This is a genomic window from Bradyrhizobium sp. NBAIM01 (assembly GCF_020194115.1).
GTDB classification, from domain to species: domain Bacteria; phylum Pseudomonadota; class Alphaproteobacteria; order Rhizobiales; family Xanthobacteraceae; genus Bradyrhizobium; species Bradyrhizobium yuanmingense.
In genome coordinates, this window is the sequence record NZ_JADYVU010000014.1 from 42495 (window position 1) to 65343 (window position 22849).

Sequence of the window (22849 nt, forward strand, 5' to 3'; positions counted from 1 at the left end):
TCATCGCGGGCCATGCGCGCTTCCGCCGCAGCGTCGGAGTGACCGCGTTCGAAACCCAGAATGGTTGGTGTTGCGTAACTATCGTACCGCCGTACGCTTCATCAGCGGATCGTCCCAAGACAGGAGAACCAAATGACGTCCATATCCCGGCGCCGCCTCATGTTCACTGCAACCGGCCTCGTCGCGGCTGCCGCTGCCCCGCGCATGGCGTTTGCGCAAGCCGCCGCAGGGCCGTTCAAGCTCGATCCTTTGGCCTATCCGGCGAATGCGCTGGAACCGCATATCGATGCCAAGACGATGGAGATTCATCACGGCCGCCATCATCAGGCGTTCATCACCAACCTGAACAATTTCGCCAAGGACAATCCGCAGATCGCGGGAAAGCCGGTCAGCGAAGTGCTCGGCAATCTCGGCGCCGTTCCCGACGCGATCCGCACTGGCGTCCGCAACAACATGGGCGGCCACGCCAACCACACGATGTTCTGGCAGATCATGGGACCGAACGGCGGCAAGCCGGAAGGTGCCCTGCTCGCCGCGATCGACAGCGATCTCGGTGGCATGGAGAAATTGCAAACGGACTTCAACGCTGCCGGCGGACGGGTCTTCGGCTCGGGCTGGGTGTTCGTGACTGTCAGCAAGGATGGCAAGCTCGCCATCGAAACGCGACCCAACCAGGACAATCCGATGATGGACGGCAAGCGGGCGCTGCTCGGCAATGACGTCTGGGAGCACGCCTACTATCTGAACTACCAGAACCGGCGCGCCGATTATCTCAAGGCATGGTGGAACACAGTGAACTGGAAGGCGGTGGGCGAGCGCTACGCTGCCGCGAAGGCCGGCACACTCGACGTGTAACGCCGATCCGGATGATGAAAAAAGGGCGGCCTCTCGGCCGCCCTTTTGTTTGCGGGCCCCCGATCAGGATCGCGCCGCGATGTCGTAGCGGTCGAGGTTCATCACCTTGGTCCAGGCTTTCGCAAAGTCCTTCACGAACTTCTCCTTGGAGTCCGATGTGGCATAGACCTCGGCGAAGGCGCGAAGCTGCGAGTGCGAGCCGAAGATCAGATCGACGCGCGTTGCGGTCCACTTGACGGTGTTGGTCTTGCGGTCGTGGCCTTCGTAGACGCCGTCCGCGCCGGGCGGTGCCCACTGCGTGCTCATGTCGAGCAGGTTGAAGAAATAGTCGTTGCTTAGCGTTCCCACCTTCGAGGTGAAGACGCCGTGCTTCGACCCGCCGGCATTGGCGCCGAGCACACGCAGGCCACCGACCAGCACCGTCATCTCCGGACCGGTCAGCCGCAGCAGCTGGGCGCGGTCGACGAGGGCCTCTTCGGGCTGCATGAACTGATGCCGCTTGCCGATGTAGTTGCGGAAGCCATCTGCGCGCGGCTCCAGCGGCGCGAAGGAGGCCGCGTCCGTCTGCTCCTGCGAAGCATCCATGCGGCCCGGCGTGAAGCCGACCTTGACGTCGACGCCGGCATCCTTGGCAGCCTTCTCGACGGCGGCGGTGCCGCCGAGCACGATCAGGTCCGCCAGTGAGACCTTCTTGGCGCCGGATGACGCGTTGAAGTCCTTCTGGATGGCTTCAAGCTTGCCGAGCACCTTAGCGAGTTGGGCCGGCTCGTTGACCTCCCAGTCCTTCTGCGGAGCAAGGCGGATGCGCGCACCGTTGGCGCCGCCGCGCTTGTCCGAGCCGCGGAACGTCGAGGCCGAGGCCCAGGCCGTCGAGACCAACTCCGGCACCGTCAGGCCCGAGGCCAAGATCTTGGACTTGAGAGCCGCGATGTCCTGCTCACTGACCAACTCGTGGTTCACGGCCGGAATCGGATCCTGCCAGATCAGCGTCTCCTTCGGCACCAGCGGGCCGAGATAGCGCTGGATCGGCCCCATGTCGCGATGGGTGAGCTTGAACCAGGCGCGGGCGAAGGCGTCCGCGAACTGATCCGGGTTCTCCAGGAAGCGACGCGAAATCTTCTCATATACGGGATCGAAGCGCAGCGAGAGGTCGGTCGTCAGCATGGTCGGCCGATGCTTCTTCGACGGATCGAACGCGTCCGGAATGATCGCTTCGGCGTTCTTGGCGGTCCATTGCTGAGCGCCGGCCGGGCTCTTCGTCAGCTCCCATTCGAAGTTGAAGAGATTTTCGAAGAAGTTGTTGCTCCACTTCGTCGGCGTCTTCGTCCAGGTCACTTCCAGACCGCTGGTGATGGAGTCGGCGGAGTGGCCCGCCCCATGCTTGCTCTTCCAGCCGAGGCCCTGGTCTTCAAGCGCACCGGCTTCCGGTTCTGGACCGACCAGCGAGGGATCGCCGGCACCGTGGGTCTTGCCGAAGCTGTGGCCGCCAGCGATCAGCGCGACGGTCTCCTCGTCGTTCATCGCCATGCGGGCGAAGGTCTCGCGGATGTCCTTGGCCGCGGCGACCGGGTCCGGCTTGCCGTTCGGACCTTCCGGATTGACGTAGATGAGGCCCATCTGCACCGCGCCGAGCGGCTCCGCCAGCTGGCGTTCGCCGCTGTAGCGCTCATCACCGAGCCAGGTGCCTTCCGGACCCCAATAGAGCTCTTCCGGCTCCCAGACGTCGACGCGACCGCCGGCGAAACCAAAGGTCTTGAAGCCCATCGATTCGAGCGCGACGTTGCCGGCGAGCACCATCAGGTCGGCCCAGGAAATCTTCTGGCCGTATTTCTGCTTGATCGGCCAGAGCAGACGGCGCGCCTTGTCGAGATTGGCGTTGTCGGGCCAGCTGTTGAGCGGGGCGAAACGCTGCTGACCGGCGCCGGCGCCACCGCGGCCGTCGGTGGTGCGATAGGTGCCGGCGCTGTGCCAGGCCATGCGGATCATGAGGCCGCCATAGTGGCCGAAGTCGGCCGGCCACCATTCCTGAGAATCCGTCATCAACGTGGTCAGGTCCTTGATGACCGCGTTCAGGTCGAGCGACTTGAACTCCTTGGCGTAATCGAAGTCCTTGTCCATCGGATCGGACTTGTCGGAATTCTTGTGCAGCACCTCGATGTTGAGCTGCGTCGGCCACCAATCGCGGTTTGAGCGCGTGGGTTTTCCGCCCGAAAACGGGCACTTCGAAGTGTCGTCCATGAATACCTCCTCTGGCGGCGTCGAACTCGCGCCCTTGGCCAGGTAGAACCACTCTAAGCGTCGCGTCCTATCAGGGGAAGTTGACTTTAGTGATCGCTGCGATAGGATTTTCTGATGATAAACCTGACGCTGCGCCAGCTCCGGTATTTCGATGCGCTGGCGCGCCACGGCCATTTCGGCCGTGCCGCCGAGGCCTGCTCGATCTCGCAGCCGGCCCTGTCGATGCAGATCAAGGAACTGGAGGAGACGCTCGGCGGCCTGTTGCTGGAACGCAGCGCGCGCCAGGTCGCGCTGACCCGGTTCGGCGAGGAGCTGGCGCAACGGGTTCGCGACATCCTGCGCTCAGTCGACGAGCTCGGCGATTTCGCGCGCGCTTCGCAGGACCGCTTCGCCGGCCGCCTGCGCATCGGCATGATCCCGACCATCGCGCCCTATTTGCTGCCCAAGATCACCAAGAACCTCACGCGCATGCACCCGGAGCTCGACATCCGCGTGCGCGAGACCATGACGCCGCGGCTGATCCAGGAGCTGGTGGAGGGCCGGCTCGACACCGCCATCGTGGCGCTGCCGGTGTCGGAGCCCTCGCTCACCGAGGTCGCGCTGTTCGAGGAGAAGTTTCTGCTGGTGCGGCCGGGCGCCGATGAAGGCACGCCGGTGCCGTCGCGCGAGATGATGCGCGAGATGCGGCTTCTGCTGCTCGAGGAAGGGCACTGTTTCCGCGACCAGGCGCTCTCCTTCTGCAACATGCAGGCTGCGCCGCCGCGCGAGATGCTCGATGCGAACTCGCTATCGACGCTGGTGCAGATGGTCAGCGCCGGCATCGGCGTCACGTTGATCCCGGAGATGGCGGTGCCGGTGGAGACGCGCTCCGCCTCGGTCTCGCTGGCGCGCTTCCGCGACCCCGAGCCGTCGCGCACCATCGGCATGGTCTGGCGCAAGACCAGCCCGCTGGCGCGGCAGCTGCTGCAGATCTCCGAGGTGGTGTGCCTGTCCGCGGGCAAGGTGCGCGCGCGGCAATCCCTGCGCGGCCAGAAGGCTTGACCGACTGATGTCGCATCCGGTCATCCGCCTCGCCCGCTCCGACGAATACGATGAGATCGGCCGCGTCTGGATGGAGAGCTGGGCCTCGACCGGGCTCGCCGAAGCCAGCGACTTCCTGCTGGCGAACTTGCGTGCGCGGATCAGGCGCGAGATCGAGAACGGCTGGAGCCTGTTCGTCGCCGACGATCGCGGCACGATCGCCGCGATGCTCGCGCTGCACCTGCCGAAGCTCTATCTCGACATGCTGTTCGTCGCGCCTGCCCATCAGGGCCGATCGCTCGGCCGGCAATTGCTCGCCTTCACGCGCACGCAAATGCCCGACGAGATCTATCTGCGCTGCGTCCGCGAGAACGAGAAGGCCTGGCGCTGGTACGAGCGCGAAGGTTTTGTGTTCGAGAAGGAAGAGATCGAGCCGTCGAACGGGTTCGTGATGAAGTGTTACCGGTGGAAGCGGCAACGGCCAGGCGGCGGGTAGGACGAGCGGGTCTTCACCTTGCGGTTGTCATCGGCGCGCACTAGTAGATGTCTCTCGTCGATGAGAATATCCTGGAAACCGCAACCTGCATCAGCCGTCCCATGTTTCGCATCTGCTTGACTACGATCTTTCTGTTAGGGCTCATCGCAGGCGCGGCGGCCCAATCCGCTCCATCGCCGGCTCGGCCAGCCAAGAGCACCACGCCGAAAGCCGCCCCGAGCTCCAAACAGGCTGTCGCTGCGGATGCAGGACCGTGCGGGATTGGTCTCATTTCCGTCGTCGGCAACCGGTTCGGTGTTCAGCAGGTTGGCTTCACCATGTTTGGCAACGAGTACGTGCCCGTCGCGATCGATGGCTGGGGACTTGATGACATCGTCATGTCGCGGGTTCGCGCGGCCGCAGCCGGCAAATCTGTCAAGCGCCTCGCTTATTCACCGAGCGCCTGGGCGCAGGCTGGCGGATCCGGATCGCCGATGCTGAGACGAAACCAGGAGCGGCAGGAATTCGTTCAGCAGAGCGCGGCAGGCACCAAATGTCAGCTCTATGTCCTGGTCGAGAGATTTCAGAACGGCTTCAGCAACACGAATCAATCCGTCGAAGGATTTGGCATCGTGAAGTGGGGCAATCCCATCAAGCGACGCACGTTCCTGTTCGCGCTGACCTATATCACCGTGTACGACGGACAGTCGTTCGAGGTCGTCAAGAAGGGCGCGGCGTCAACGGATGCCGAACCCATGATGTCACGCTTGATCGGGATCAACCCGATCAGCGGCCCCAACAAGGAATTGGATGAGACGGCCTTTCCGGCGTCTGCCAACGAGGTGGCGGGCAACCAAGCGCTGCGCGATGGTGTCCGCACGCTGCTGACGACGAGTCTCGACAAAACGCTACCTCAGCTGCTCCAGCAATAAAGGTTCCCGCCATGATCAAGCTCTATTGGTCGCCCCGCTCGCGCTCGTTCACGACGCTCTGGCTGATGGAGGAGAGCGGCCTGCCCTATGAGCGCGTGCTGACCGACATCTCGACCGGCGCGCAGAAGGCGCCGGACTATCTGAAGATCAACCCGATGGGCAAGGTGCCGGCGCTGATCGACGGCGATGCGGCGCTCGGCGAAGCCGCCGCGATCTGCGCCTACATCGCCGATCGTTATCCCGAGACCAGGCTCGCGCCCGCCGTGACCGACCCGCGCCGCGCGCGCTATCTGCAATGGCTGTTCTTCTCGCCGGGCTGCATCGAGCCGGCCATCACCCAGATCTTCACCAAGATCGAGATCCCGACCTCGACGGCGGCCTGGGGCAGCGCCACGCAGGTGTTCGACGTGCTGGAAGCCGCGCTCGAAAAAGGTCCGTGGATTCTCGGCGAGGAATTTTCCGCCGCCGACGTCGTGATCGGCTCGGGCCTGAACTTCGCGGTGCGCCTGTTCAAGATGGTGCCGTCGCGCCCCGCGTTCGATGCCTATCTCGCGCGCTGCACGGCGCGGCCGGCGTTCCAGCGCGCGGAGAAGATCGCGGCGGGTTAAGCAAGCTCTCGTAGGGTAGGCAAAGCGAAGTAGCTGCAGTAGCCCGGATGGAGCGCAGCGCAATCCGGGGCAATCGCATCCGGGGATGAGCCTGTCCCGGATTTCGCTGCGCTCCATCCAGGCTACGAAGCTATTCCGACTTCAAATCATCCGGCCGCGGCATCAGGATGACGTTGTAGCCCGAATCCACATAATGGATCTCGCCGGTCACACCGCCGGAGAGATCCGACAGCAGATACAGCGCCGAGCCGCCGAGCTCGTCGAGCGTGACGCCGCGGCGGAGCGGCGCGTGCTTCTGCATGAAGCCGAACATGGCCCGCGCCTCGCCGATGCCGGAGCCGGCGAGGGTGCGGATGGGGCCTGCGGAAATCGCGTTGACGCGGATGCCGCTCGGTCCGAAATCGGCGGCGAGATAGCGCACGGAGGCCTCCAGCGCCGCCTTGGCCACGCCCATGACGTTGTAGTTCGGCATCGCGCGCTCCGAGGCGCCGAAGGTCAGCGTGATCATGCTGCCGCCTTCCGTCATCAGCTCGGCGGCGCGCTTTGCGACCTCCGTGAACGAGAAGCAGGAGATCACCATGGTGCGCGAGAAATTCTCGCGGCTGGTGTCGGCATAGCGGCCCTTCAGCTCGTTCTTGTCGGCAAAGCCGATCGCGTGGATGACGAAGTCGAGCTTGCCCCACTTTTCGCGGAGCACCGCGAAGGCGGCATCGACACTGGCGATGTCCTCGACGTCGCAAGGCAGCACCAGATCGACGCCGAGCTGCTCCGCCAGCGGCTTGACGCGCTTGCCGAGCGCCTCGCCCTGGAAGGTGAAGGCAAGCTCGGCGCCATGGGCATGAAGCGTCCGCGCCATGCCCCAGGCGATGGAATGATCATTGGCGATGCCCATGATCAGACCGCGCTTGCCTTTCATCAAACCTTCCATTGCCGCCATCGCTCCTATTTTCGACGTCATCGCCCGCGCAGGCGGGCGATCCAGTATTCCAGAGACCGTCGTGATAAATAGAGAAGCCGCGGCGTACTGGATGCCCCGCCTTCGCGGGGCATGACAAAGTCAGAGATCACGCATCCAGCCGGCTGAACACCAGCGTGGCGTTGGTGCCGCCGAAGCCGAAGGAGTTCGACAGCACGGTGCCGATCTTGGCGTTGTCGATGCGCTTGCGCACGATCGGCATGTCGGCGAACACGGGGTCGAGCTCCTGGATGTGCGCGCTCTCGCAGATGAAGCCGTTGTTCATCATCAGCAGCGAATAGATCGCTTCCTGCACGCCGGTGGCGCCGAGCGAATGGCCGGTCAGCGCCTTGGTCGCCGAGATCGGCGGGCACTTCTCGCCGACGCCGAATACTTTGCGGATCGCCTCTATCTCCGGCGGATCGCCGGCCGGCGTCGAGGTCGCGTGCGGGTTGATGTAGTCGACCTTGGTTTTCACCGTCGACATCGCCATGCGCATGCAGCGCTCGGCGCCTTCGCCCGACGGCGCCACCATGTCGTGGCCATCAGAGGTCGCGCCATAGCCGACCACCTCGCCATAGATGCGCGCGCCGCGCGCCTTGGCATGCTCGAGCTCCTCCAGCACCAACACGCCGGCGCCGCCGGCGATGACGAAGCCGTCGCGATTGAGATCGTAGGGACGCGAGGCCGTGGCCGGCGTGTCGTTGTACTTCGAGGACATCGCGCCCATGGCGTCGAACAGCACCGACAGTGACCAGTCCAGCTCCTCGCAGCCGCCGGCGAAGATGACGTCCTGCTTGCCGATCTGGATGGTCTCATAGGCATTGCCGACGCAATGGTTGGAGGTCGCGCAGGCCGATGAGATCGAATAGTTCACGCCCTTGATCTTGAACCAGGTCGCGAGCGTCGCGGACGCCGTGGAGGACATCGCCTTCGGCACCGCAAACGGGCCGACGCGCTTCGGTCCCTTGGAGCGGGTGATGTCGGCGGCTTCGACGATGGTGCGCGCCGAGGGGCCGCCGGAGCCCATGATGATGCCGGTGCGGATGTTGGAGACTTCGTCGGGCGACAGGCCGGAATCCTGGATCGCCTGCTCCATCGCGATGTGATTCCACGCCGCGCCCTGGCCGAGGAAGCGCATCGCGCGGCGGTCGACCACCGTCGACGGATCGAGCGACGGCTCGCCTTGCACCTGCGAACGGAAGCCGAGCTCGGCATATTTCTCAGCCCGCGAAATGCCCGACTTCGCCTCGTGAAGGCTCGCAAGCACTTCCTGGGTGTTGTTTCCGATCGACGAGACGATGCCCATCCCGGTGACCACAACCCGCCTCATGACAGCCTCGCCTCAATCGTTGTCTTCTTAGTGATGCGCTCAGCCCAGGCTCGTGCCCTGCTTGAACAGGCCGACCTTCAGATCCTTGGCGCGATAGATAATCTGGTCATCGACCGAAAGCCACCCGTCGGCGATGCCGAGCACGAGCTTCGAACGCATCACGCGCTTGATATCGACGTTGTACACAACCTTGCGGGCGTCGGTCAGCACCTGGCCGCCGAACTTCAGCTCGCTCAGGCCAAGCGCCCGGCCGCGCCCTTCACCCCCGCTCCAGCCGAGGTAGAAGCCGACCATCTGCCACAGCGCATCGAGGCCGAGGCAGCCGGGCATGACCGGATCGTTCTTGAAATGGCAGCCGAAGAACCAGAGGTCGGGCTTCACGTCGAGCTCGGCGCGCACCAGACCCTTGCCGAACTCACCGCCATTGTCGTTGATGTCGGTGATGCGGTCGAACATCAGCATCGGCGGCAGCGGCAGCTGGGCGTTGCCTGGGCCGAACATCTCGCCGCGGGCACAGGCCAGCAGATCTTCATAGTCGTAACCGTTGCGCCTGTTCAGCATTCACGAGCCTCTGTTCAAATCCCGATTGAGCGGCGTTCCTGGCGAAAATGGGCCCGTCTCGATCGGACCGCCAATCTCCACCGCCGGCCGCGACTTGCGCAAGCTTCGCATGGATTGCCAACCGGGCCTCCATGCCCGGCTGCGCCAAAATCGGCTAAGCGGAACCGCGCGCTCTCTAACACAGGCCATTTCGGGTAGCAAAGCGCAGAGATGAAGGTAAAATGACGGGCTCCCCCAACCGGTTCCGAGCCTAATTAGAACGTCTCTAGTTGCGAGAAACTTGCATCTGCATCTTTCTCTTCTTATGTTACAGGGAGATATTGTTCACGCGTGCCCGAAATCTTGGAAATGAACGAGAATACCGCGTCCCAACACGACGACGACCATGCCGCGGCCCTCCTGTCCGGCCGCCAGCCGGCCCTGACCGGGTGTCCCTGGCACGACGTCAACGAAATGCTGCAGTCCGCGGGGTTGCGGCCGACGCGCCAGCGCATGGCGCTGGGCTGGCTGCTGTTCGGCAAGGGCGCACGCCACCTCACGGCTGAAATGCTCTACGAGGAAGCCACCCTCGCCAAGGTCCCGGTGTCGCTGGCGACCGTCTACAACACGCTGAACCAGCTCACCGATGCCGGCCTGCTGCGCCAGGTCAGCGTCGACGGCACCAAGACCTATTTCGACACCAACGTCACCACCCACCACCACTATTATCTCGAGAACAGCCACGAGCTGGTCGACATCGAGGATCCGCATCTGGCGCTGTCCAAGATGCCGGAGGTGCCCGAGGGCTACGAGATCTCCCGCATCGACATGGTCGTGCGCCTGCGCAAGAAGCGCTGATCTAATCCTGCATCACTGATTTGGTCGTCATGGCCGGGCATAGCCGTCCAAAGGGACGCTTGCGCTCGCCTATGTCCCGGCCATCCACGTTTTGGGACTAGTCAGAAGAGCGTGGATGCCCGGGACAAGCCCGGGCATGACGTTGGGGCGGCAGATTGCTCCGCCGCCCGACGGCGTCAGTTGACCTGCTCGTCCGAATAGACGCCCCAGAGGCGCTCCTGCTGGATCCAGCCGTCGAAGCCATTGCCGATGACGCGGCACCAGCCTGCGGCGCATTTCTTGACCTGGGTGACGACGCCGGCCTGGAGCTTGGCCGCAACCGCGCTGCCGGGATCGGGCCGGTCATAGATCGGAGCGAGATCGTCCTTGTGCTTCATGGTGACGACCGCGGTGCGGCGGCCCGACAGCAGGGAATGATAGACCCAGCCCTCGGCGCCTTCGGAATCGCGCACCCGGCGCCAGTTCTCGAACTCGGCGGTAATTTCGACCGGCAGGCCGGCACGGGTGTAGACCCAGGCGACGTCATTGTCCTTGGTCGGGCCGGCGCGGACGTTCACGTGATCCGATTTGAGGCTGACATAGCGCGGCACCGGCAAGCCGCTGGTGGTCTGCGGGGTATTGTCCTTCGCCGCATGCGAGGGCCCGACCGAGGCGCTCAACCAGGTGCAAACGAGCGCCATCACCCAACAAAAACGCCCCAACGCCATCAACCCGTCTCCTTCGAAGACCCGGCACACCGGGCCCTCACCCCAAATTCCAAACCCTGCCGCGCCTGCCCCTTCTCCCCGCCCCACGCGGGTTCCAAGCCTTGAGCCGTGGTTCTTGTCTTGGCCCGGCCTTCTGCTAGAGAGAACGGGCACTTGAGCAACCAATTGGCCCCGATTTTCCGGCCGGAAATGTCGGGTGAGCTTGGAGGAAACGCCGGGGACGGACACGGCAAGGGCAGTGTCGAACAACCGGGTTAATGAGGCCTCAACGACCGGCCTTTGGCGACAGAGGCGGCCTGCGATGTCTCATGAGAGCAGGACATGTCGGTGAAGAAAAAGCCCCTCGTCGTGGTGACGCGCAAGCTGCCGGATTCGATCGAGACGCGGATGCGCGAGCTGTTCGACGCGCGGATCAATCTCGACGACACGCCGATGTCGCCCGAGCAGATCGCGGAAGCCGCCCGCACCGCCGACGTGCTGGTTCCGACCGTGACCGATCACATCAGCGCCGAGGTCGTCAACCAGCCCGACTGCAAGCTCCGCCTGATCGCCAATTTCGGCAATGGCGTCGACAATATCGACGTCGCAGCTGCCCATGCCCGCGGCATCACCGTCACCAACACGCCGAAGGTGCTGACCGAAGACACCGCCGACATGACCATGGCGCTGATCCTCGCGGTGCCCAGGCGCATGATCGAAGGCGCCTCGATCCTGACCGAAGGCAAGCCTTGGGCCGGCTGGTCGCCGACCTGGATGCTCGGCCACCGCATCGGGGGCAAACGCCTCGGCATCATCGGCATGGGCCGCATCGGCCAGGCGGTGGCACGCCGCGCCCGCGCCTTCGGCCTGCAGATCCACTATCACAACCGCCGTCCCGTCGCCCCCGTGATCGCCGAGGAGTTAGGCGCGACCTATTGGGAAAGCCTCGACCAGATGCTGGCGCGGATGGACATCATCTCGGTGAACTGCCCGCACACGCCGGCGACCTATCACCTGCTCTCGGCGCGGCGGCTGAAGCTGATCCGAAAAGACGCCTATATCGTCAACACCGCGCGCGGCGAGGTCACCGACGAGGACACGCTGATCAAGCTGATCGAAGGCGGCGAGATCGGCGGCGCCGGCCTCGACGTCTACGAGCACGAGCCCGCGGTCAATCCGAAGCTGGTGCGGCTCGCCAGAGCCGGCAAGGTGACGCTGCTGCCGCATATGGGCTCGGCCACGATCGAAGGCCGCGTCGAGATGGGCGAGAAGGTGATCATCAACATCCGCACCTTCCTCGACGCCCACAAGCCGCCGGACCGCGTGCTGCCGAGCATGCTTTGAGGTTTACTTCCCGCGCCCTTCGCGCTTGCGCCAATCCGCAACGAAATCGATGAACGCGCGCAGCGCTGGCGGCGTCTGGCGCCGGCTCGGATAATACAGGAACGGGCCTGGAAACGGCTCGCACCATTCTTCCATCAGGCTGATCAGATCGCCCGACTTCACGGCATCGCCAACATAGCCGTCGAGCGTGGCCCAGATGCCGACGCCGTCGAGCGCGGCGCGCATCGCAAGATTCATATTGGTCGAGATCAGCTTCGCCGGCGGATCGACCTTCACCACCTGCCCGGCTCTCTCGAATTCCAGATCGTGCATGACGCCGCTCGAATAGCGTGCGCGGATGCAATCATGGTCGAGCAGGTCCTTTGGATGCTTCGGTCTGCCGCGCCGCGCGATGTAACCGGGCGAAGCGACCACGACGTAGCTCTGTGGGCCGCTCAGCGGGATCGCCACCATGTCCTGCGCGAGATGCTCGCCATAGCGCACGCCGGCGTCATAGCCCCCGCTCACGATGTCGACGAAGCCGCTTTCGCTGACGATGTCGAGATCGACCTGCGGATGGGCACTCAGGAACGGCCCGGCCAGCGGCGCCAGCACCAGATCGACCGCGGGAGGCGGCGCATTGATGCGCAGGCGGCCGGAGGCGACCTCGCGCAGGCCCCGGACCTGCTCCAGGGCATCGCCGACATCGCGCAGCGCCGGGGCCACGCGCGAGAGCAACAGCTCACCCGCCTCGGTCAGCGCGACGCTGCGGGTCGTGCGGTTCATCAGGCGGACGCCGAGACGTTCCTCCAGGTCCCGCAGCCGCTGGCTAAGGCTCGATACGGACACGCGAATTTCGACCGCCGCGCGCCGGAAATTGCGGGTGCGGGCAACCGCCACGAAGACATCGAGATCGCGCAAATCGGGCTCGGCCATTGTTCGTCAATGTGAACAAGGCGTTCTGGATTGTCCAGCTTATCGGCGCAATCGCTCTGGCTCATATCTGTCCTCGTGACGCGGCGCAGCCGCCTTTTCGAGGATGATCATCATGGAACAGCGCAAACTCGGTTCAACCGGCCCGACCGTCTCCACATTCGGCCTCGGCTGCATGGGCATGTCGGAGGTCTACGGCGCCGCCGATCGCGGCGAGGCCATCGCCACGGTGCACGCGGCGCTCGACGGCGGCATCACCCTGCTCGACACCGGCGATTTCTACGCCATGGGGCACAACGAGATGCTGTTGCGGGAAGCCCTGAAGGAGGTGTCGCGCGAAAAGGTGCAGCTCAGTGTGAAGTACGGCGCGCTGCGCGGCCCCGCCGGTGAATTCGCGGGAATGGACACGAGGCCGGCGGCGACAAAGAACTTCCTCGCCTATTCGCTGCAGCGCCTCGGCACCGACTATGTCGACATCTACCGTCCCGCGCGTCTCGATCCCAATGTGCCGATCGAGGAGACCATCGGCGGTCTCGCCGATCTTGTGAAGGCCGGTTATGTCAGGCATATCGGCCTGTCCGAGGTCGGCTCCGACACCATCCGCCGCGCGCATGCGGTGCATCCGATCGCCGATCTCCAGATCGAATATTCGCTGATCGAGCGCGGCATCGAACGCGATATCCTGAAGACCTGCCGCGAGCTCGGCATTGGCATCACCGCTTACGGCGTGCTCGCGCGCGGCCTGATCAGCGGTCACTGGTCGAAGGACTCAGGCAAGGCCGGCCGTGACTACCGGCTGATGACGCCACGCTTCCAGGGGGCGAACCTCGACGCCAATCTCGCGCTGGTGGAGCAGCTGCGCGCAATCGCGGACGAGATCGGCGCAACGCCGGCACAGGTTGCGATCGCCTGGGTCGCTGCACAGGACAACGCGATCGTGCCGCTGGTTGGCGCCCGCACCCGCAACCGCCTCAGCGAAGCGCTTGGCGCAACGAAGGTGACGCTGACGCCGGTGCATGTCGCGGCGCTGGCCAAGGCGTTTCCACCCAATATCGCGGCCGGCACGCGCTACCCGGCCGAGCATATGGCGCATCTCGACAGCGAGAAGCCAGCGACGGCGTAACCGCGGCGATCAGGTGCGATGGACGCTGAGATCCTCGAACACAGGCCCGTCGCCGTTGAGCGGATTGGCGGGATCGCGTGAATAGCGCAGCGTCTCGAAGCGCATCGCGCGCGCATCGATCATCAGGAGGCGGCCGACGAGGCCGTCGCCGAAGCCGACGATCTCGCGGATGGCCTCCAGCGCCATCATCGAGCCGAGCACGCCCGCGAGCGCACCCATGACGCCGGCCTCTGCACAGGCCGGCACCGTGCCGGGCGGCGGCGCTTCCGGAAACAGGCAGCGGTAGGTCGGATTGAACTCGCCCTGCTCGTTCGTCTCATGCGCGCGGATGGTGGTCAGCGAGCCGTCGAAGGTGCCGAGCGCCGCTGATATCAGCGGCCGCTTGGCGAAGAAGCAGGCATCGGAAACGAGATAGCGCGTCGAGAAATTGTCGGAGCCGTCGAGCACCAGGTCGTAATCGCCGATCAGGCCGAGCGCGTTATCCGCGTTGAGCCAGGTGGCATGGCCGACGAAGCGGACATGCGGGTTGAGCGCCGCGATCCGCTCGGCGGCACTCTCGACCTTGTGCCGGCCGATGTCGGGCGTCGTATGGATCACCTGGCGCTGCAGGTTGGACAGCGACACCACGTCGTCGTCGACCACGCCGAGCGTGCCAACGCCGGCGGCGGCCAGATACATCAGCGCGGGCGCGCCGAGCCCGCCGGCGCCGATCACCAGCACCGAGGCCCGCTTCAGCGCCGCCTGGCCGGGGCCGCCGACGTCGCGCAACACGATGTGGCGGGCATAGCGTTCGAGTTCGTCCGGGCTCAGCATCGTCGTACGCCTCTCCTACCAAGCCGCCGCTCTCAACCCTCATGGTGAGGAGGCGCAAAGCGCCGTCTCGAACCATGCAGGTCCCGATTTCGCCGCGGCCATCCTTCGAGACGCGGCCTCGAGGCCGCTCCGCAGGATGAGGATCTCAGCTCGCGGCCTCTACGCCACTGAACCACCGCAACATTGTTCGCGACCAACGAGATGTGCTTCAATCGCATGCTTTTCAATGTTTTGGCGTTCAACGGGCTGGCTGGATTTGTCATGAGATCGATGCTTGCGGCAACACTGATGTTGGCGGCTGCCACGGGCGCGCACGCCCAGATGACGACGCCCCAAGTGCCAGGCGCCACCCCGAAGACGGTCCAGACCGTTCCGGTCAAGCCCCCTGCGATGCAGACGCCGTCCGCGACGGCCGATGGCATGGCCAAAGCCGAGCGGCTGGCGCTCCAGTCCGACCTCGCCTGGGTCGGACAATATAACGGCGCCATCACCGGCGACGTCAGCGAGCGCATGGTCAACGCCATCAAGGAGTACCAGAAGGCCAAGGGCGGCAAGCCGACCGGCGTGCTCAATCCGCAGGAGCGCACCGCGCTCGCCGAGGCGGCACGCAAGAAGCAGGAGAGCGTCGGCTGGAAGATCGTGACGGAGCCGACCAGCGGCGCCCGGCTCGGCATTCCCGGCAAGCTGGTGCCGCAGCAGGCAAGCGACGCCAACGGCTCGAAATGGACCTCGCCGACAGGGACGGTGCAGGTGGTTCTCAGCCGCCGCAAGGAAGTGAGCCCGACCTCGGCCAAGCTCGCCGATCTCGAGAAGGAGCCGTCCGGCCGCAAGGTCGATTACACCGTGGTGAAGCCGGATTTCTTCGTGCTGTCGGGCTTGCAGGGCCAGAAGAAGTTCTACGTCCGCGGCACCTTCAAGGGTGACGAGGTCCGCACCATGACGATCCTCTACGACCAGGCGACAGAGAATACGGTCGAGCCGGTCGTGATCGCGATGTCGAGCGCGTTCAACGCGTTTCCCTCGGGACCGCTGGCCGGGCCGCCGCCGCGCAAGAACGTTGAATACGGCACCGGCATCGTCGTCAGCGAGGACGGCGCGATCGTCACCGACCGCCTCGTCACCGACAGCTGCCTTGCGATCACGATCGCCGGCCATGGCAGCGCCGACCGTCTCGCCGAGGACAAGGAGCACGATCTCGCGCTGCTGCGCATCTACGGCGCGCGCGACCTGAGGCCGCTCAGCCTCGCCGGCGGGGCCGCGAAGACCAATGTCGATGTCGTCGGCATCGCCGATCCGCAAAGCCAGGGCGGCGCCGCCGCCGTGTCGAACCTCAAGGCCGCGTTGACGCCGGCGATGAGCAGCAATTCCGCGCTCTCGCCGCCGCCGGCGGTCGGCTTCTCCGGCAGCCCAGCCGTCGACGGCGACGGCAAGTTCGCCGGCATCGCGCTGCTGAAGCCGGCGGTGGTCGCGGGACCCGCGACGTCGGTGCCGGCATCACAGGCGATGATGGTCTCTGCCGAGGCGGTGCGCGGGTTTCTCAAGGCGAAGGGCGTCAGCCCGAATGGCACGTCGACCGACGCCAAAGCCGCCGTCGTGCGCGTGATCTGCGTGCGCAAGTAGGTCTCGTGCCCCTGGACGCGTTGCAGCGCTTGCGCTGCCGCGCAGAGCCGGGGCACGGCCGTGCGGGCCACCTTACGTACGATTACGGAGCCGGTAATGGTACGGATTCGCTGGCATTCGCGATTCCGCCATCATCGTTGCCGTTGATTCGGACCTCCGCGATCCCCTTTGGATCGGGCCGGCACGTCCTGAGCGAGAAGCGCTCAGCATCCAGAAGCGATGCACGTTCGCGTGGCGTATCCCTGACCCAGCACTCCAAAGGATTGACCTTCAATGCACACGATCGTACTGGCCACCCAAAAGGGCGGCAGCGGCAAGAGCACGCTCGCCATCGGCCTCGCCTTGGCCGCCAAGCAGGCCGGCTTCACCGTCCGCCTGATCGAGACCGACCCGCAGGGCACCCTCTCCAACTGGCAGCGCCGCCGCTCTACCGACGATCTCGTCGTCGAGCCGATCTATCACGCCGCCGATATCGCGCCGCGTCTCAAGATGCTCGCCGACAGCGGCCTCCAGCTCGCGATCGTCGACACCGCCGCCGGCCTCAGCGCCGCCACCACCGCCGCGATCCGCCATTCCGACCTCTGCCTGATCCCGGCCCGTCCCAGCGTCGCCGACATCGAGGCGACCGTCTCGACGCTCAGCGTCGCCCGCGCCTGGAAGCGGCCTTACAGCTTCGTGCTCAACCAGACGCCGATCCGCGGACAGCGCATCGACAACGCCGCGACCGCGCTCGCCGAGGAAGCCGCGCTCGATCTTGCCGAGGTGCTCGCGCGTCCGCTGATCGTGATGCGCAACGATCACCAGGACGCGCTTGCGAGCGGCCTTGCCGTGAGTGAATTCGCGCCGAACGGCAAATCGGCGGACGAGATCCGCGGCCTCTGGCGCTGGATCGAGACCCGGCTCGAGCTCGAAGCCACCACCAATGTCCTGATCGACCAGGTCATCTCGGCTGCGCACGGCATGCTGCAGATCGCTGCGGAACAGGCGGCGGACGAGACCACGGCACTGGCGTCCTGAGCGGGGCGATCGCTCGGACGACAGTCGGGCTCTTCGCCATCCGGTGAACGGGCCCAAGCGACGAAGCAGTTCGGCCACCAGCCCGGCCGGATTGCTTCGCCTCGCGCGTTGTAGCGAGGGCTCCCGTAGCCTGGATGAAGCGAAGCGCAATCCAGGAAGGTCTCTCCGCGGAGAGGCCGGCCCCGGATTACGCTGCGCTCCATCCGGGCTACGACGCTGCGGCAATCCCGACGGTCACTTTTGACATTTCGCGCACCAGAACGTCGAACGACCGTTCTGCACGAACCGCTTGATCGTGCCGCCGCAGCGCGGCGTCGTGCATTTTTCGCCTTCGCGGTCATAGACCCTGAACGAATGCTGGAAATAGCCGAGCTCGCCCGAGGTCTGGCGATGGTCGCGCAAGCTGGAGCCGCCGGCCTTGATGGCATCGTTCAGCACGGTGTGGATCGCGCCGACCAAGCGCTGCGCATGATCCGTCGGCTCGCCCTTCCTGGTGGATAGCGTCGCAGCAATGCGCCGCGGCGACAGATGCGAGCGGTGCAGCGCCTCGCAGACATAGATGTTGCCGAGCCCGGCCACCACGCGCTGGTCGAGCAGCGCGGCCTTCAGGCTCGTGGTCTTGCCTTGGCAGGAGCGCGCCAGCATCGCGGCGTCGAATTCGTTGCCGAGCGGCTCGGGGCCGAGCCCGCGCAGCAGCGGCTCGTCTTCGAGCGCGCCACGCGCAATCACTTTCATGTATCCGAAGCGGCGCGGATCGTTGAAGACGATGTCGGCGCCCGAGGACATCCGAAACAGCACGTGGTCGTGGGCGGAATCCTTAGCCTTCGGATAATGAAACTCGCCTGGCTGAGCCTCGTTGTCCGGCTTGATGACGCGGAACGAGCCCGACATGCCCAGATGCATCAAGAGCACGTCGCCGGAGGCGAGATCGGCCATGAGATATTTTGCACGGCGCCCGAGGCCCGTGACGACTTGCCCCTTGAGCCGGGCCACGAAGTCGGGCTGGAACGGAAAGCGCAAATCCGGCCGGCGGGCCTCCGCATCGAGGATTTTCGCGCCCTCCATCACGGGCTGAAGGCCGCGGCGGACGGTCTCGACTTCGGGCAATTCAGGCATGGTCGGGCATTCACCTTATGAAGGCGGTGTGATAGCGCCATTGCGGCGGGCGGGCTATGGTCCGCCGAGTGGAGTAGAGTAATGGATCGGCCGGGCGAAACCACGCATTTTGGCTTCAGGGACGTTCCCCTCGGGGACAAGCAGACGCTGGTGAACGATGTGTTTCGCAGCGTGGCGTCGCGCTATGACCTGATGAACGATTTGATGTCCGGTGGCCTGCACCGGGTCTGGAAGGACATCATGATCACCGCGCTGGATCCGCCGAGGGGCGACCGGCCGTTCGCGCTGCTTGACGTCGCCGGCGGCACCGGCGACATCTCGTTCCGTGCCGCCAAGGCCGCCGGCCCCGGCTTCCACGCCACGGTGTGCGACATCAATGCGGACATGCTGGCCGTGGGGCGCGAACGCGCCGCCAAGCGTCATCTGGACACCCAGGTCGATTTCGTCGAAGGCAATGCCGAATCGCTCGGCTTCGCCGACCGCAGCTTCGATGCCTATACGATCGCTTTCGGCATCCGCAACGTGCCCCGGATCGACCTTGCGCTGCGCGAGGCCTATCGCGTGCTGAGACCCGGCAGCCGCTTCCTGTGCCTGGAATTCTCCACTGTCGAGATGCCCGGCCTCGACAAGCTCTATGATCTGTTCTCGTTCAAGGTGATCCCCCCGCTCGGGCGCATGGTCACGGGCGACGCCGAATCGTACCAGTATCTCGTCGAGTCCATCCGCAAATTTCCGAAGCCCGCCGCCTTCGCCGACATGATCCGCGAGGCTGGCTTTGCCCGCGTCAGCTGGCAGACACTCTCCGGCGGCATCGTCGCATTGCATTCGGGCTGGCGTTTGTGATCTCTGCCGTCACCCACATTGCGCGCCTGATCCGCGCCGCGTTCGTGTTTGCGCACGAAGGCGTGTTCGGCGCGGTCGATCCGAGCCTGGTGCCGCCGCCGGGACAGCTCGCGCTGAAGCTGGCGCGCATCATCGAGCGCCGTGGCGCCAAGCAGGGACCGCGGATCTCGCGCGCGCTGACGCGGATGGGCCCGGCCTATCTCAAGCTCGGCCAGTTCCTGGCCACGCGCCCCGACGTGGTCGGCGTCATCATGGCGCGCGACCTCGAAAGCCTGCAGGACCGCCTGCCGCCGTTTCCGCAGCAGGAAGCCGAGGCCACGATCGCGACCTCGCTGGAACGGCCGCTGACGGACATCTTTGTGAGCTTCGGCCCGCCGGTCGCGGCTGCCTCGATCGCGCAGGTGCATCGCGGCGAGGTGGTGCGCGGCGGCATCCGCAAGTCCGTCGCGATCAAGGTGCTGAGACCCAACGTCGCCGCGCGCTTCCGCCGCGATCTCTCCGATTTCTTCTACGTCGCGCACAAGGCTGAGGCCTACTCGGCCGAGGCGCGGCGCCTGCGCCTGATCGAGGTCATCAACACCATGTCGCGCTCGGTCGCGATGGAGATGGACCTACGGTTAGAGGCTGCCGCGCTGTCGGAGATGGCGGAGAACACGCGCGACGATCCCGATTTCCGCGTGCCCGCCGTCGACTGGGACCGCACCACGCACAACGTGCTGACGATGGAATGGATTGACGGCATCGCGCTGAACGATCACAAGCGCCTCGCCGAGGCGCGGGTCGACCTGCCCGATCTCGGCCGCAAGGTGATCCAGAGCTTCCTGCGCCACGCGCTGCGCGACGGCTTCTTTCATGCCGACATGCATCCGGGCAATCTGTTCCTGGATGACGCCGGCCGCCTCGTCGCGGTCGATTTCGGCATCATGGGCCGGCTCGGCATGAAGGAGCGGCGCTTCCTCGCCGAGATCCTGCTCGGCTTCATCACCCGCGATTATCGCCGCGTGGCCGAGGTGCATTTCGAGGCCGGCTATGTGCCCGCGCATCATTCGGTCGAGAATTTTGCGCAAGCCATCCGCGCCATCGGCGAGCCGATCCACAACCGCACCGCCGAGGAGATCTCGATGGCGCGGCTGCTCACGCTGCTGCTCGAGGTCACCGGCCTGTTCGACATGACGACGCGGCCCGAGCTGATCCTGCTGCAGAAGACCATGGTGGTGGTCGAGGGCGTGGCGCGCGGCTTCGATCCCAAGCTCGACATCTGGCGGATCGCCGACCCCGTGGTGCGCGAATGGATCGAGCGCAACCTCGGACCGATCGGCCGCATCGAGGGCGCGCTCACAGGGACCGGGGACATCGCGCGGGTCTTGATGCGCCTGCCGGAGATCGCCGAGCGGTCGGTGAAGGTGCTCGAGCAGCTCGAGACCATGACGCGGGAGGGCATCAGGCTTTCGCCGGAGAGCATCGCGGCGATGGGACGCAGCGAAGGCCGCAAGAACCGCTGGCGCACCGTGGCGCTCTGGATCATCGCCGCGACCTTCATCGGGATTCTGATCGCCGTCCGGAATCTGTGATTGCACTGCAATCACTGGAGTGATAGCATCGCTATCATTCCGTGCCGGAGGGCGTCATGGCAAGCCTGACCATCCGCAAGCTCGACGACGCCGTCAAAACCTATTTGCGGCTGCGCTCGGCCAAGAACCACAGGTCGGTCGAAGAGGAGGTCCGGGTCATCCTGCGGGAGCTGATCGAGGGCCGCGAGGAGCCGCTGACGCCGTTTGCGGTGCCCTCCGCCGCCCCGACGCCGCAGCGCAGCGGCGCCGTTCCCGAGGTCAGCGTCACCCTGATCATCGGCGGCGGGATCGCGGCCTATAAGTCGCTCGACCTGATCCGCAGGCTGAAGGAGCGCCGCATCGAGGTCCGCTGCGTGCTGACCAAGGCGGCGCAGCAATTCGTGACGCCGCTGGCCGCGAGCGCCCTGTCGCATGAGCGCGTCTATACCGACCTGTTCGACCCGCAGAGCGAGTTCGATGCCGGCCATATACGCCTCGCGCGCGACTGCGACCTGATCGTGGTGGCGCCGGCCACGGCCGACCTGATGGCGAAGATGGCGAACGGCCATGCCGACGACCTCGCCAGCGCCATCCTGCTCGCGACCAACCGCAAGGTGCTGCTGGCGCCGGCGATGAATCCGCTGATGTGGAGCAACGCGGCGACGCGGCGCAACGTCGCCCAGCTCCAGCGCGACGGCGTGGTGCTGATCGGCCCGAATGCGGGCGAGATGGCCGAAGCCGGCGAAGCCGGAACGGGCCGCATGTCGGAAGCCATCGAGATCGCCAATGCCGCCGAGCGGCTGCTGCGGCCGCCGACGCCGAAGCCGCTCGCCGGCAAGCGCGTGCTAATCACCGCCGGTCCCACCCACGAGGCGATCGATCCCGTGCGCTACATCGCCAACCGTTCCTCCGGCAAGCAGGGCTTTGCCATTGCCGCCGCTGCACAGGCCGCGGGCGCCGAGGTTACTCTGGTGAGCGGTCCGGTCGACCTCGACGATCCCCCGGGCGTGACGGTGAAGCATGTCGAATCGGCGCGGCAGATGCTGGAGCAGGTCAAGGCCGCGCTTCCCAGCGACGTCGCGATCTTCGCCGCCGCAGTCGCCGACTGGCGCGTCGCCAATGAAGGCGAGCAGAAGCTGAAGAAAACCGCGGCCGGCATGCCGCCGCTGCAATTGGTCGAGAACCCCGACATTCTCGCCACCATCTCCAAGCTCGCCGACAAGCGCCCGAGGCTCGTGATCGGCTTTGCCGCCGAGACCGAGCACCTCATCGACAACGCCAAAGCAAAATTCGCGCGCAAGGGCTGCGACTGGATCGTCGCCAACGACGTCTCGCCCGCCACCGGCGTGATGGGCGGCGACCGCAACACGGTCCACCTGCTCAGCCGCAAGACCGGTGCGCCGGACGGTGAGATTGCAGTTGATTCCTGGCCGGCGATGACCAAGGAACAGGTCGCGATCGAACTGGTCGCGCAGATCGCGAAGAGCGTGACCGGCAAATCCCTGGAGTCCGCATCTTGAGCACGAAGGTGACCGTCGAGCTGCAACGCCTCGCCCACGCTGAGGGCCTGCCGCTGCCGGCCTATCAGACCAGCGAGGCCGCCGGCCTCGATCTGATGGCCGCGGTGCCGGACAACGAGCCCATGACGCTCGCACCAGGCCAATACGCGCTGGTGCCGACGGGCCTTGCCATCGCCTTGTCGCCGGGACACGAGGCGCAGGTGCGGCCGCGTTCGGGGCTGGCGGCCAAGCACGGCGTCACCGTGCTGAATTCGCCAGGCACGATCGATGCGGACTACCGCGGCGAGATCAAGGTGATCCTGATCAATCACGGCACCGCGCCGTTCGTGATCAAGCGCGGCGAGCGCATCGCCCAGATGGTGATCGCGCCGGTGCTGCAGGCCGCGCTGGTTCCCGTCGCCACATTGTCGTCGACCGACCGCGGCGCCGGCGGTTTTGGTTCGACCGGGCGCTAACCCAAGACAACTCCAGCCGAATCATCCGCAGAATCA

General features: G+C 65.4%; 22 protein-coding genes. 14 read left to right on the forward strand and 8 right to left on the reverse strand.

The annotated features are described in order from the left end of the window. Positions 1-132: 132 nt before the first annotated feature. On the forward strand, positions 133-855 hold the full coding sequence (locus I6F31_RS30255) for a superoxide dismutase (protein ID WP_276573221.1): 723 nt from the start codon (positions 133-135) through the stop codon (positions 853-855). Positions 856-918: 63 nt separating this feature from the next. On the opposite strand, the gene katG is transcribed toward I6F31_RS30255, so the two are convergent. Beyond that, complete coding sequence (gene katG / locus I6F31_RS30260) at positions 919-3093, reverse strand: catalase/peroxidase HPI (protein ID WP_225186569.1); 2175 nt, start codon at positions 3091-3093, stop codon at positions 919-921. 114 nt (positions 3094-3207) lie between these two features. Between katG and I6F31_RS30265 the strand changes: the two genes are divergently transcribed. The 4 genes from I6F31_RS30265 to I6F31_RS30280 are packed head-to-tail and all read left to right on the forward strand — an operon-like array spanning position 3208 to position 6128. Next, positions 3208-4134, forward strand: coding sequence for a hydrogen peroxide-inducible genes activator (locus I6F31_RS30265; RefSeq protein ID WP_225157642.1), 927 nt, complete (start codon positions 3208-3210; stop codon positions 4132-4134). Between the two features lie 7 nt (positions 4135-4141). Next, positions 4142-4609: a GNAT family N-acetyltransferase gene (locus tag I6F31_RS30270; RefSeq protein WP_225186570.1), complete on the forward strand. Its 468-nt coding sequence runs from the start codon at positions 4142-4144 to the stop codon at positions 4607-4609. Positions 4610-4656: 47 nt separating this feature from the next. Next, positions 4657-5520: a hypothetical protein gene (locus I6F31_RS30275; RefSeq protein WP_146207651.1), complete on the forward strand. Its 864-nt coding sequence runs from the start codon at positions 4657-4659 to the stop codon at positions 5518-5520. An 11-nt stretch (positions 5521-5531) separates the two neighbouring features. After that, positions 5532-6128 carry a glutathione S-transferase family protein gene (locus I6F31_RS30280; RefSeq protein WP_225186571.1) on the forward strand — a complete coding sequence of 199 codons (597 nt, stop codon included), beginning with the start codon at positions 5532-5534 and terminating at the stop codon, positions 6126-6128. A 130-nt stretch (positions 6129-6258) separates the two neighbouring features. Here I6F31_RS30280 and fabI read toward each other — a convergent pair whose 3' ends face one another. The 3 genes from fabI to fabA all read right to left on the reverse strand — a co-directional run bounded on the left by fabI (position 6259) and on the right by fabA (position 8977). Continuing rightward, positions 6259-7056, reverse strand: a complete 798-nt coding sequence (gene fabI, locus I6F31_RS30285) for an enoyl-ACP reductase FabI (RefSeq protein ID WP_225186572.1) — start codon at positions 7054-7056, stop codon at positions 6259-6261. Positions 7057-7192: 136 nt separating this feature from the next. Next, entirely contained in the window at positions 7193-8416 is a 1224-nt protein-coding gene (gene fabB, locus I6F31_RS30290) for a beta-ketoacyl-ACP synthase I (protein WP_036024480.1), read from the reverse strand. A 39-nt stretch (positions 8417-8455) separates the two neighbouring features. Further along, on the reverse strand, positions 8456-8977 hold the full coding sequence (fabA, locus tag I6F31_RS30295; protein ID WP_036009034.1) for a bifunctional 3-hydroxydecanoyl-ACP dehydratase/trans-2-decenoyl-ACP isomerase: 522 nt from the start codon (positions 8975-8977) through the stop codon (positions 8456-8458). Between the two features lie 348 nt (positions 8978-9325). On the opposite strand from fabA, the gene irrA reads away from it, so the two are divergent. Further along, positions 9326-9814: an iron response transcriptional regulator IrrA gene (irrA, locus tag I6F31_RS30300; RefSeq protein ID WP_036009037.1), complete on the forward strand. Its 489-nt coding sequence runs from the start codon at positions 9326-9328 to the stop codon at positions 9812-9814. A 176-nt stretch (positions 9815-9990) separates the two neighbouring features. Here irrA and I6F31_RS30305 read toward each other — a convergent pair whose 3' ends face one another. Continuing rightward, positions 9991-10521 carry an SH3 domain-containing protein gene (locus tag I6F31_RS30305; protein ID WP_225135252.1) on the reverse strand — a complete coding sequence of 177 codons (531 nt, stop codon included), beginning with the start codon at positions 10519-10521 and terminating at the stop codon, positions 9991-9993. Between the two features lie 321 nt (positions 10522-10842). Between I6F31_RS30305 and I6F31_RS30310 the strand changes: the two genes are divergently transcribed. Next, entirely contained in the window at positions 10843-11844 is a 1002-nt protein-coding gene (locus I6F31_RS30310; protein ID WP_036009043.1) for a D-glycerate dehydrogenase, read from the forward strand. A 3-nt stretch (positions 11845-11847) separates the two neighbouring features. Here I6F31_RS30310 and I6F31_RS30315 read toward each other — a convergent pair whose 3' ends face one another. Next, on the reverse strand, positions 11848-12759 hold the full coding sequence (locus I6F31_RS30315; RefSeq protein WP_225186573.1) for a LysR family transcriptional regulator: 912 nt from the start codon (positions 12757-12759) through the stop codon (positions 11848-11850). A 112-nt stretch (positions 12760-12871) separates the two neighbouring features. On the opposite strand from I6F31_RS30315, the gene I6F31_RS30320 reads away from it, so the two are divergent. Further along, a complete protein-coding gene (locus I6F31_RS30320; protein ID WP_036009063.1) occupies positions 12872-13879 on the forward strand; it encodes an aldo/keto reductase in 1008 nt (335 codons plus the stop codon). A gap of 9 nt (positions 13880-13888) precedes the next feature. Here the strand turns inward: I6F31_RS30320 and moeB are convergent, their stop codons facing one another. Then, positions 13889-14692, reverse strand: a complete 804-nt coding sequence (gene moeB, locus I6F31_RS30325; RefSeq protein WP_036009047.1) for a molybdopterin-synthase adenylyltransferase MoeB — start codon at positions 14690-14692, stop codon at positions 13889-13891. Positions 14693-14953: 261 nt separating this feature from the next. On the opposite strand from moeB, the gene I6F31_RS30330 reads away from it, so the two are divergent. Both I6F31_RS30330 and I6F31_RS30335 read left to right on the forward strand, forming a co-directional pair. Further along, a complete protein-coding gene (locus I6F31_RS30330; RefSeq protein ID WP_036009066.1) occupies positions 14954-16312 on the forward strand; it encodes a serine protease in 1359 nt (452 codons plus the stop codon). A 273-nt stretch (positions 16313-16585) separates the two neighbouring features. Further along, complete coding sequence (locus I6F31_RS30335; RefSeq protein ID WP_036009049.1) at positions 16586-17329, forward strand: ParA family protein; 744 nt, start codon at positions 16586-16588, stop codon at positions 17327-17329. Positions 17330-17563: 234 nt separating this feature from the next. On the opposite strand, the gene mutM is transcribed toward I6F31_RS30335, so the two are convergent. Next, positions 17564-18445, reverse strand: coding sequence for a bifunctional DNA-formamidopyrimidine glycosylase/DNA-(apurinic or apyrimidinic site) lyase (gene mutM / locus I6F31_RS30340; RefSeq protein WP_036009051.1), 882 nt, complete (start codon positions 18443-18445; stop codon positions 17564-17566). Positions 18446-18526: 81 nt separating this feature from the next. Between mutM and ubiE the strand changes: the two genes are divergently transcribed. Genes ubiE through dut form a run of 4 tightly spaced genes read left to right on the forward strand, consistent with a single transcriptional unit; the run spans position 18527 to position 22813 of the window. Beyond that, entirely contained in the window at positions 18527-19288 is a 762-nt protein-coding gene (gene ubiE / locus I6F31_RS30345; RefSeq protein ID WP_036009053.1) for a bifunctional demethylmenaquinone methyltransferase/2-methoxy-6-polyprenyl-1,4-benzoquinol methylase UbiE, read from the forward strand. Then, entirely contained in the window at positions 19285-20859 is a 1575-nt protein-coding gene (ubiB, locus tag I6F31_RS30350) for a 2-polyprenylphenol 6-hydroxylase (RefSeq protein ID WP_036009056.1), read from the forward strand. The genes ubiE and ubiB overlap by 4 nt, the downstream gene beginning before the upstream one ends. 56 nt (positions 20860-20915) lie before the next feature. Next, positions 20916-22358: a bifunctional phosphopantothenoylcysteine decarboxylase/phosphopantothenate--cysteine ligase CoaBC gene (gene coaBC, locus I6F31_RS30355; protein WP_225153038.1), complete on the forward strand. Its 1443-nt coding sequence runs from the start codon at positions 20916-20918 to the stop codon at positions 22356-22358. Continuing rightward, complete coding sequence (dut, locus tag I6F31_RS30360; RefSeq protein WP_036009075.1) at positions 22355-22813, forward strand: dUTP diphosphatase; 459 nt, start codon at positions 22355-22357, stop codon at positions 22811-22813. Before coaBC ends, dut begins: the two co-directional genes overlap by 4 nt. The last annotated feature ends 36 nt before the right edge of the window (positions 22814-22849 follow it).

Excerpts from the sequence above, each read along its gene's own strand:
- I6F31_RS30265 (WP_225157642.1), top strand. The coding sequence starts at position 3,208 with ATGATAAACCTGACGCTGCGCCAGCTCCGGTATTTCGATGCGCTGGCG.
- I6F31_RS30330 (WP_036009066.1), top strand. The coding sequence starts at position 14,954 with ATGAGATCGATGCTTGCGGCAACACTGATGTTGGCGGCTGCCACGGGC.
- moeB (WP_036009047.1), bottom strand. The coding sequence starts at position 14,692 with ATGCTGAGCCCGGACGAACTCGAACGCTATGCCCGCCACATCGTGTTG.
- fabB (WP_036024480.1), bottom strand. The coding sequence starts at position 8,416 with ATGAGGCGGGTTGTGGTCACCGGGATGGGCATCGTCTCGTCGATCGGA.
- I6F31_RS30310 (WP_036009043.1), top strand. The coding sequence starts at position 10,843 with ATGTCGGTGAAGAAAAAGCCCCTCGTCGTGGTGACGCGCAAGCTGCCG.
- fabA (WP_036009034.1), bottom strand. The coding sequence starts at position 8,977 with ATGCTGAACAGGCGCAACGGTTACGACTATGAAGATCTGCTGGCCTGT.
- I6F31_RS30280 (WP_225186571.1), top strand. The coding sequence starts at position 5,532 with ATGATCAAGCTCTATTGGTCGCCCCGCTCGCGCTCGTTCACGACGCTC.
- I6F31_RS30305 (WP_225135252.1), bottom strand. The coding sequence starts at position 10,521 with ATGGCGTTGGGGCGTTTTTGTTGGGTGATGGCGCTCGTTTGCACCTGG.
- I6F31_RS30315 (WP_225186573.1), bottom strand. The coding sequence starts at position 12,759 with ATGGCCGAGCCCGATTTGCGCGATCTCGATGTCTTCGTGGCGGTTGCC.
- I6F31_RS30320 (WP_036009063.1), top strand. The coding sequence starts at position 12,872 with ATGGAACAGCGCAAACTCGGTTCAACCGGCCCGACCGTCTCCACATTC.
- katG (WP_225186569.1), bottom strand. The coding sequence starts at position 3,093 with ATGGACGACACTTCGAAGTGCCCGTTTTCGGGCGGAAAACCCACGCGC.
- ubiE (WP_036009053.1), top strand. The coding sequence starts at position 18,527 with ATGGATCGGCCGGGCGAAACCACGCATTTTGGCTTCAGGGACGTTCCC.
- mutM (WP_036009051.1), bottom strand. The coding sequence starts at position 18,445 with ATGCCTGAATTGCCCGAAGTCGAGACCGTCCGCCGCGGCCTTCAGCCC.
- I6F31_RS30270 (WP_225186570.1), top strand. The coding sequence starts at position 4,142 with ATGTCGCATCCGGTCATCCGCCTCGCCCGCTCCGACGAATACGATGAG.
- fabI (WP_225186572.1), bottom strand. The coding sequence starts at position 7,056 with ATGGAAGGTTTGATGAAAGGCAAGCGCGGTCTGATCATGGGCATCGCC.
- I6F31_RS30255 (WP_276573221.1), top strand. The coding sequence starts at position 133 with ATGACGTCCATATCCCGGCGCCGCCTCATGTTCACTGCAACCGGCCTC.
- coaBC (WP_225153038.1), top strand. The coding sequence starts at position 20,916 with ATGGCAAGCCTGACCATCCGCAAGCTCGACGACGCCGTCAAAACCTAT.
- irrA (WP_036009037.1), top strand. The coding sequence starts at position 9,326 with ATGAACGAGAATACCGCGTCCCAACACGACGACGACCATGCCGCGGCC.
- I6F31_RS30335 (WP_036009049.1), top strand. The coding sequence starts at position 16,586 with ATGCACACGATCGTACTGGCCACCCAAAAGGGCGGCAGCGGCAAGAGC.
- I6F31_RS30275 (WP_146207651.1), top strand. The coding sequence starts at position 4,657 with ATGTCTCTCGTCGATGAGAATATCCTGGAAACCGCAACCTGCATCAGC.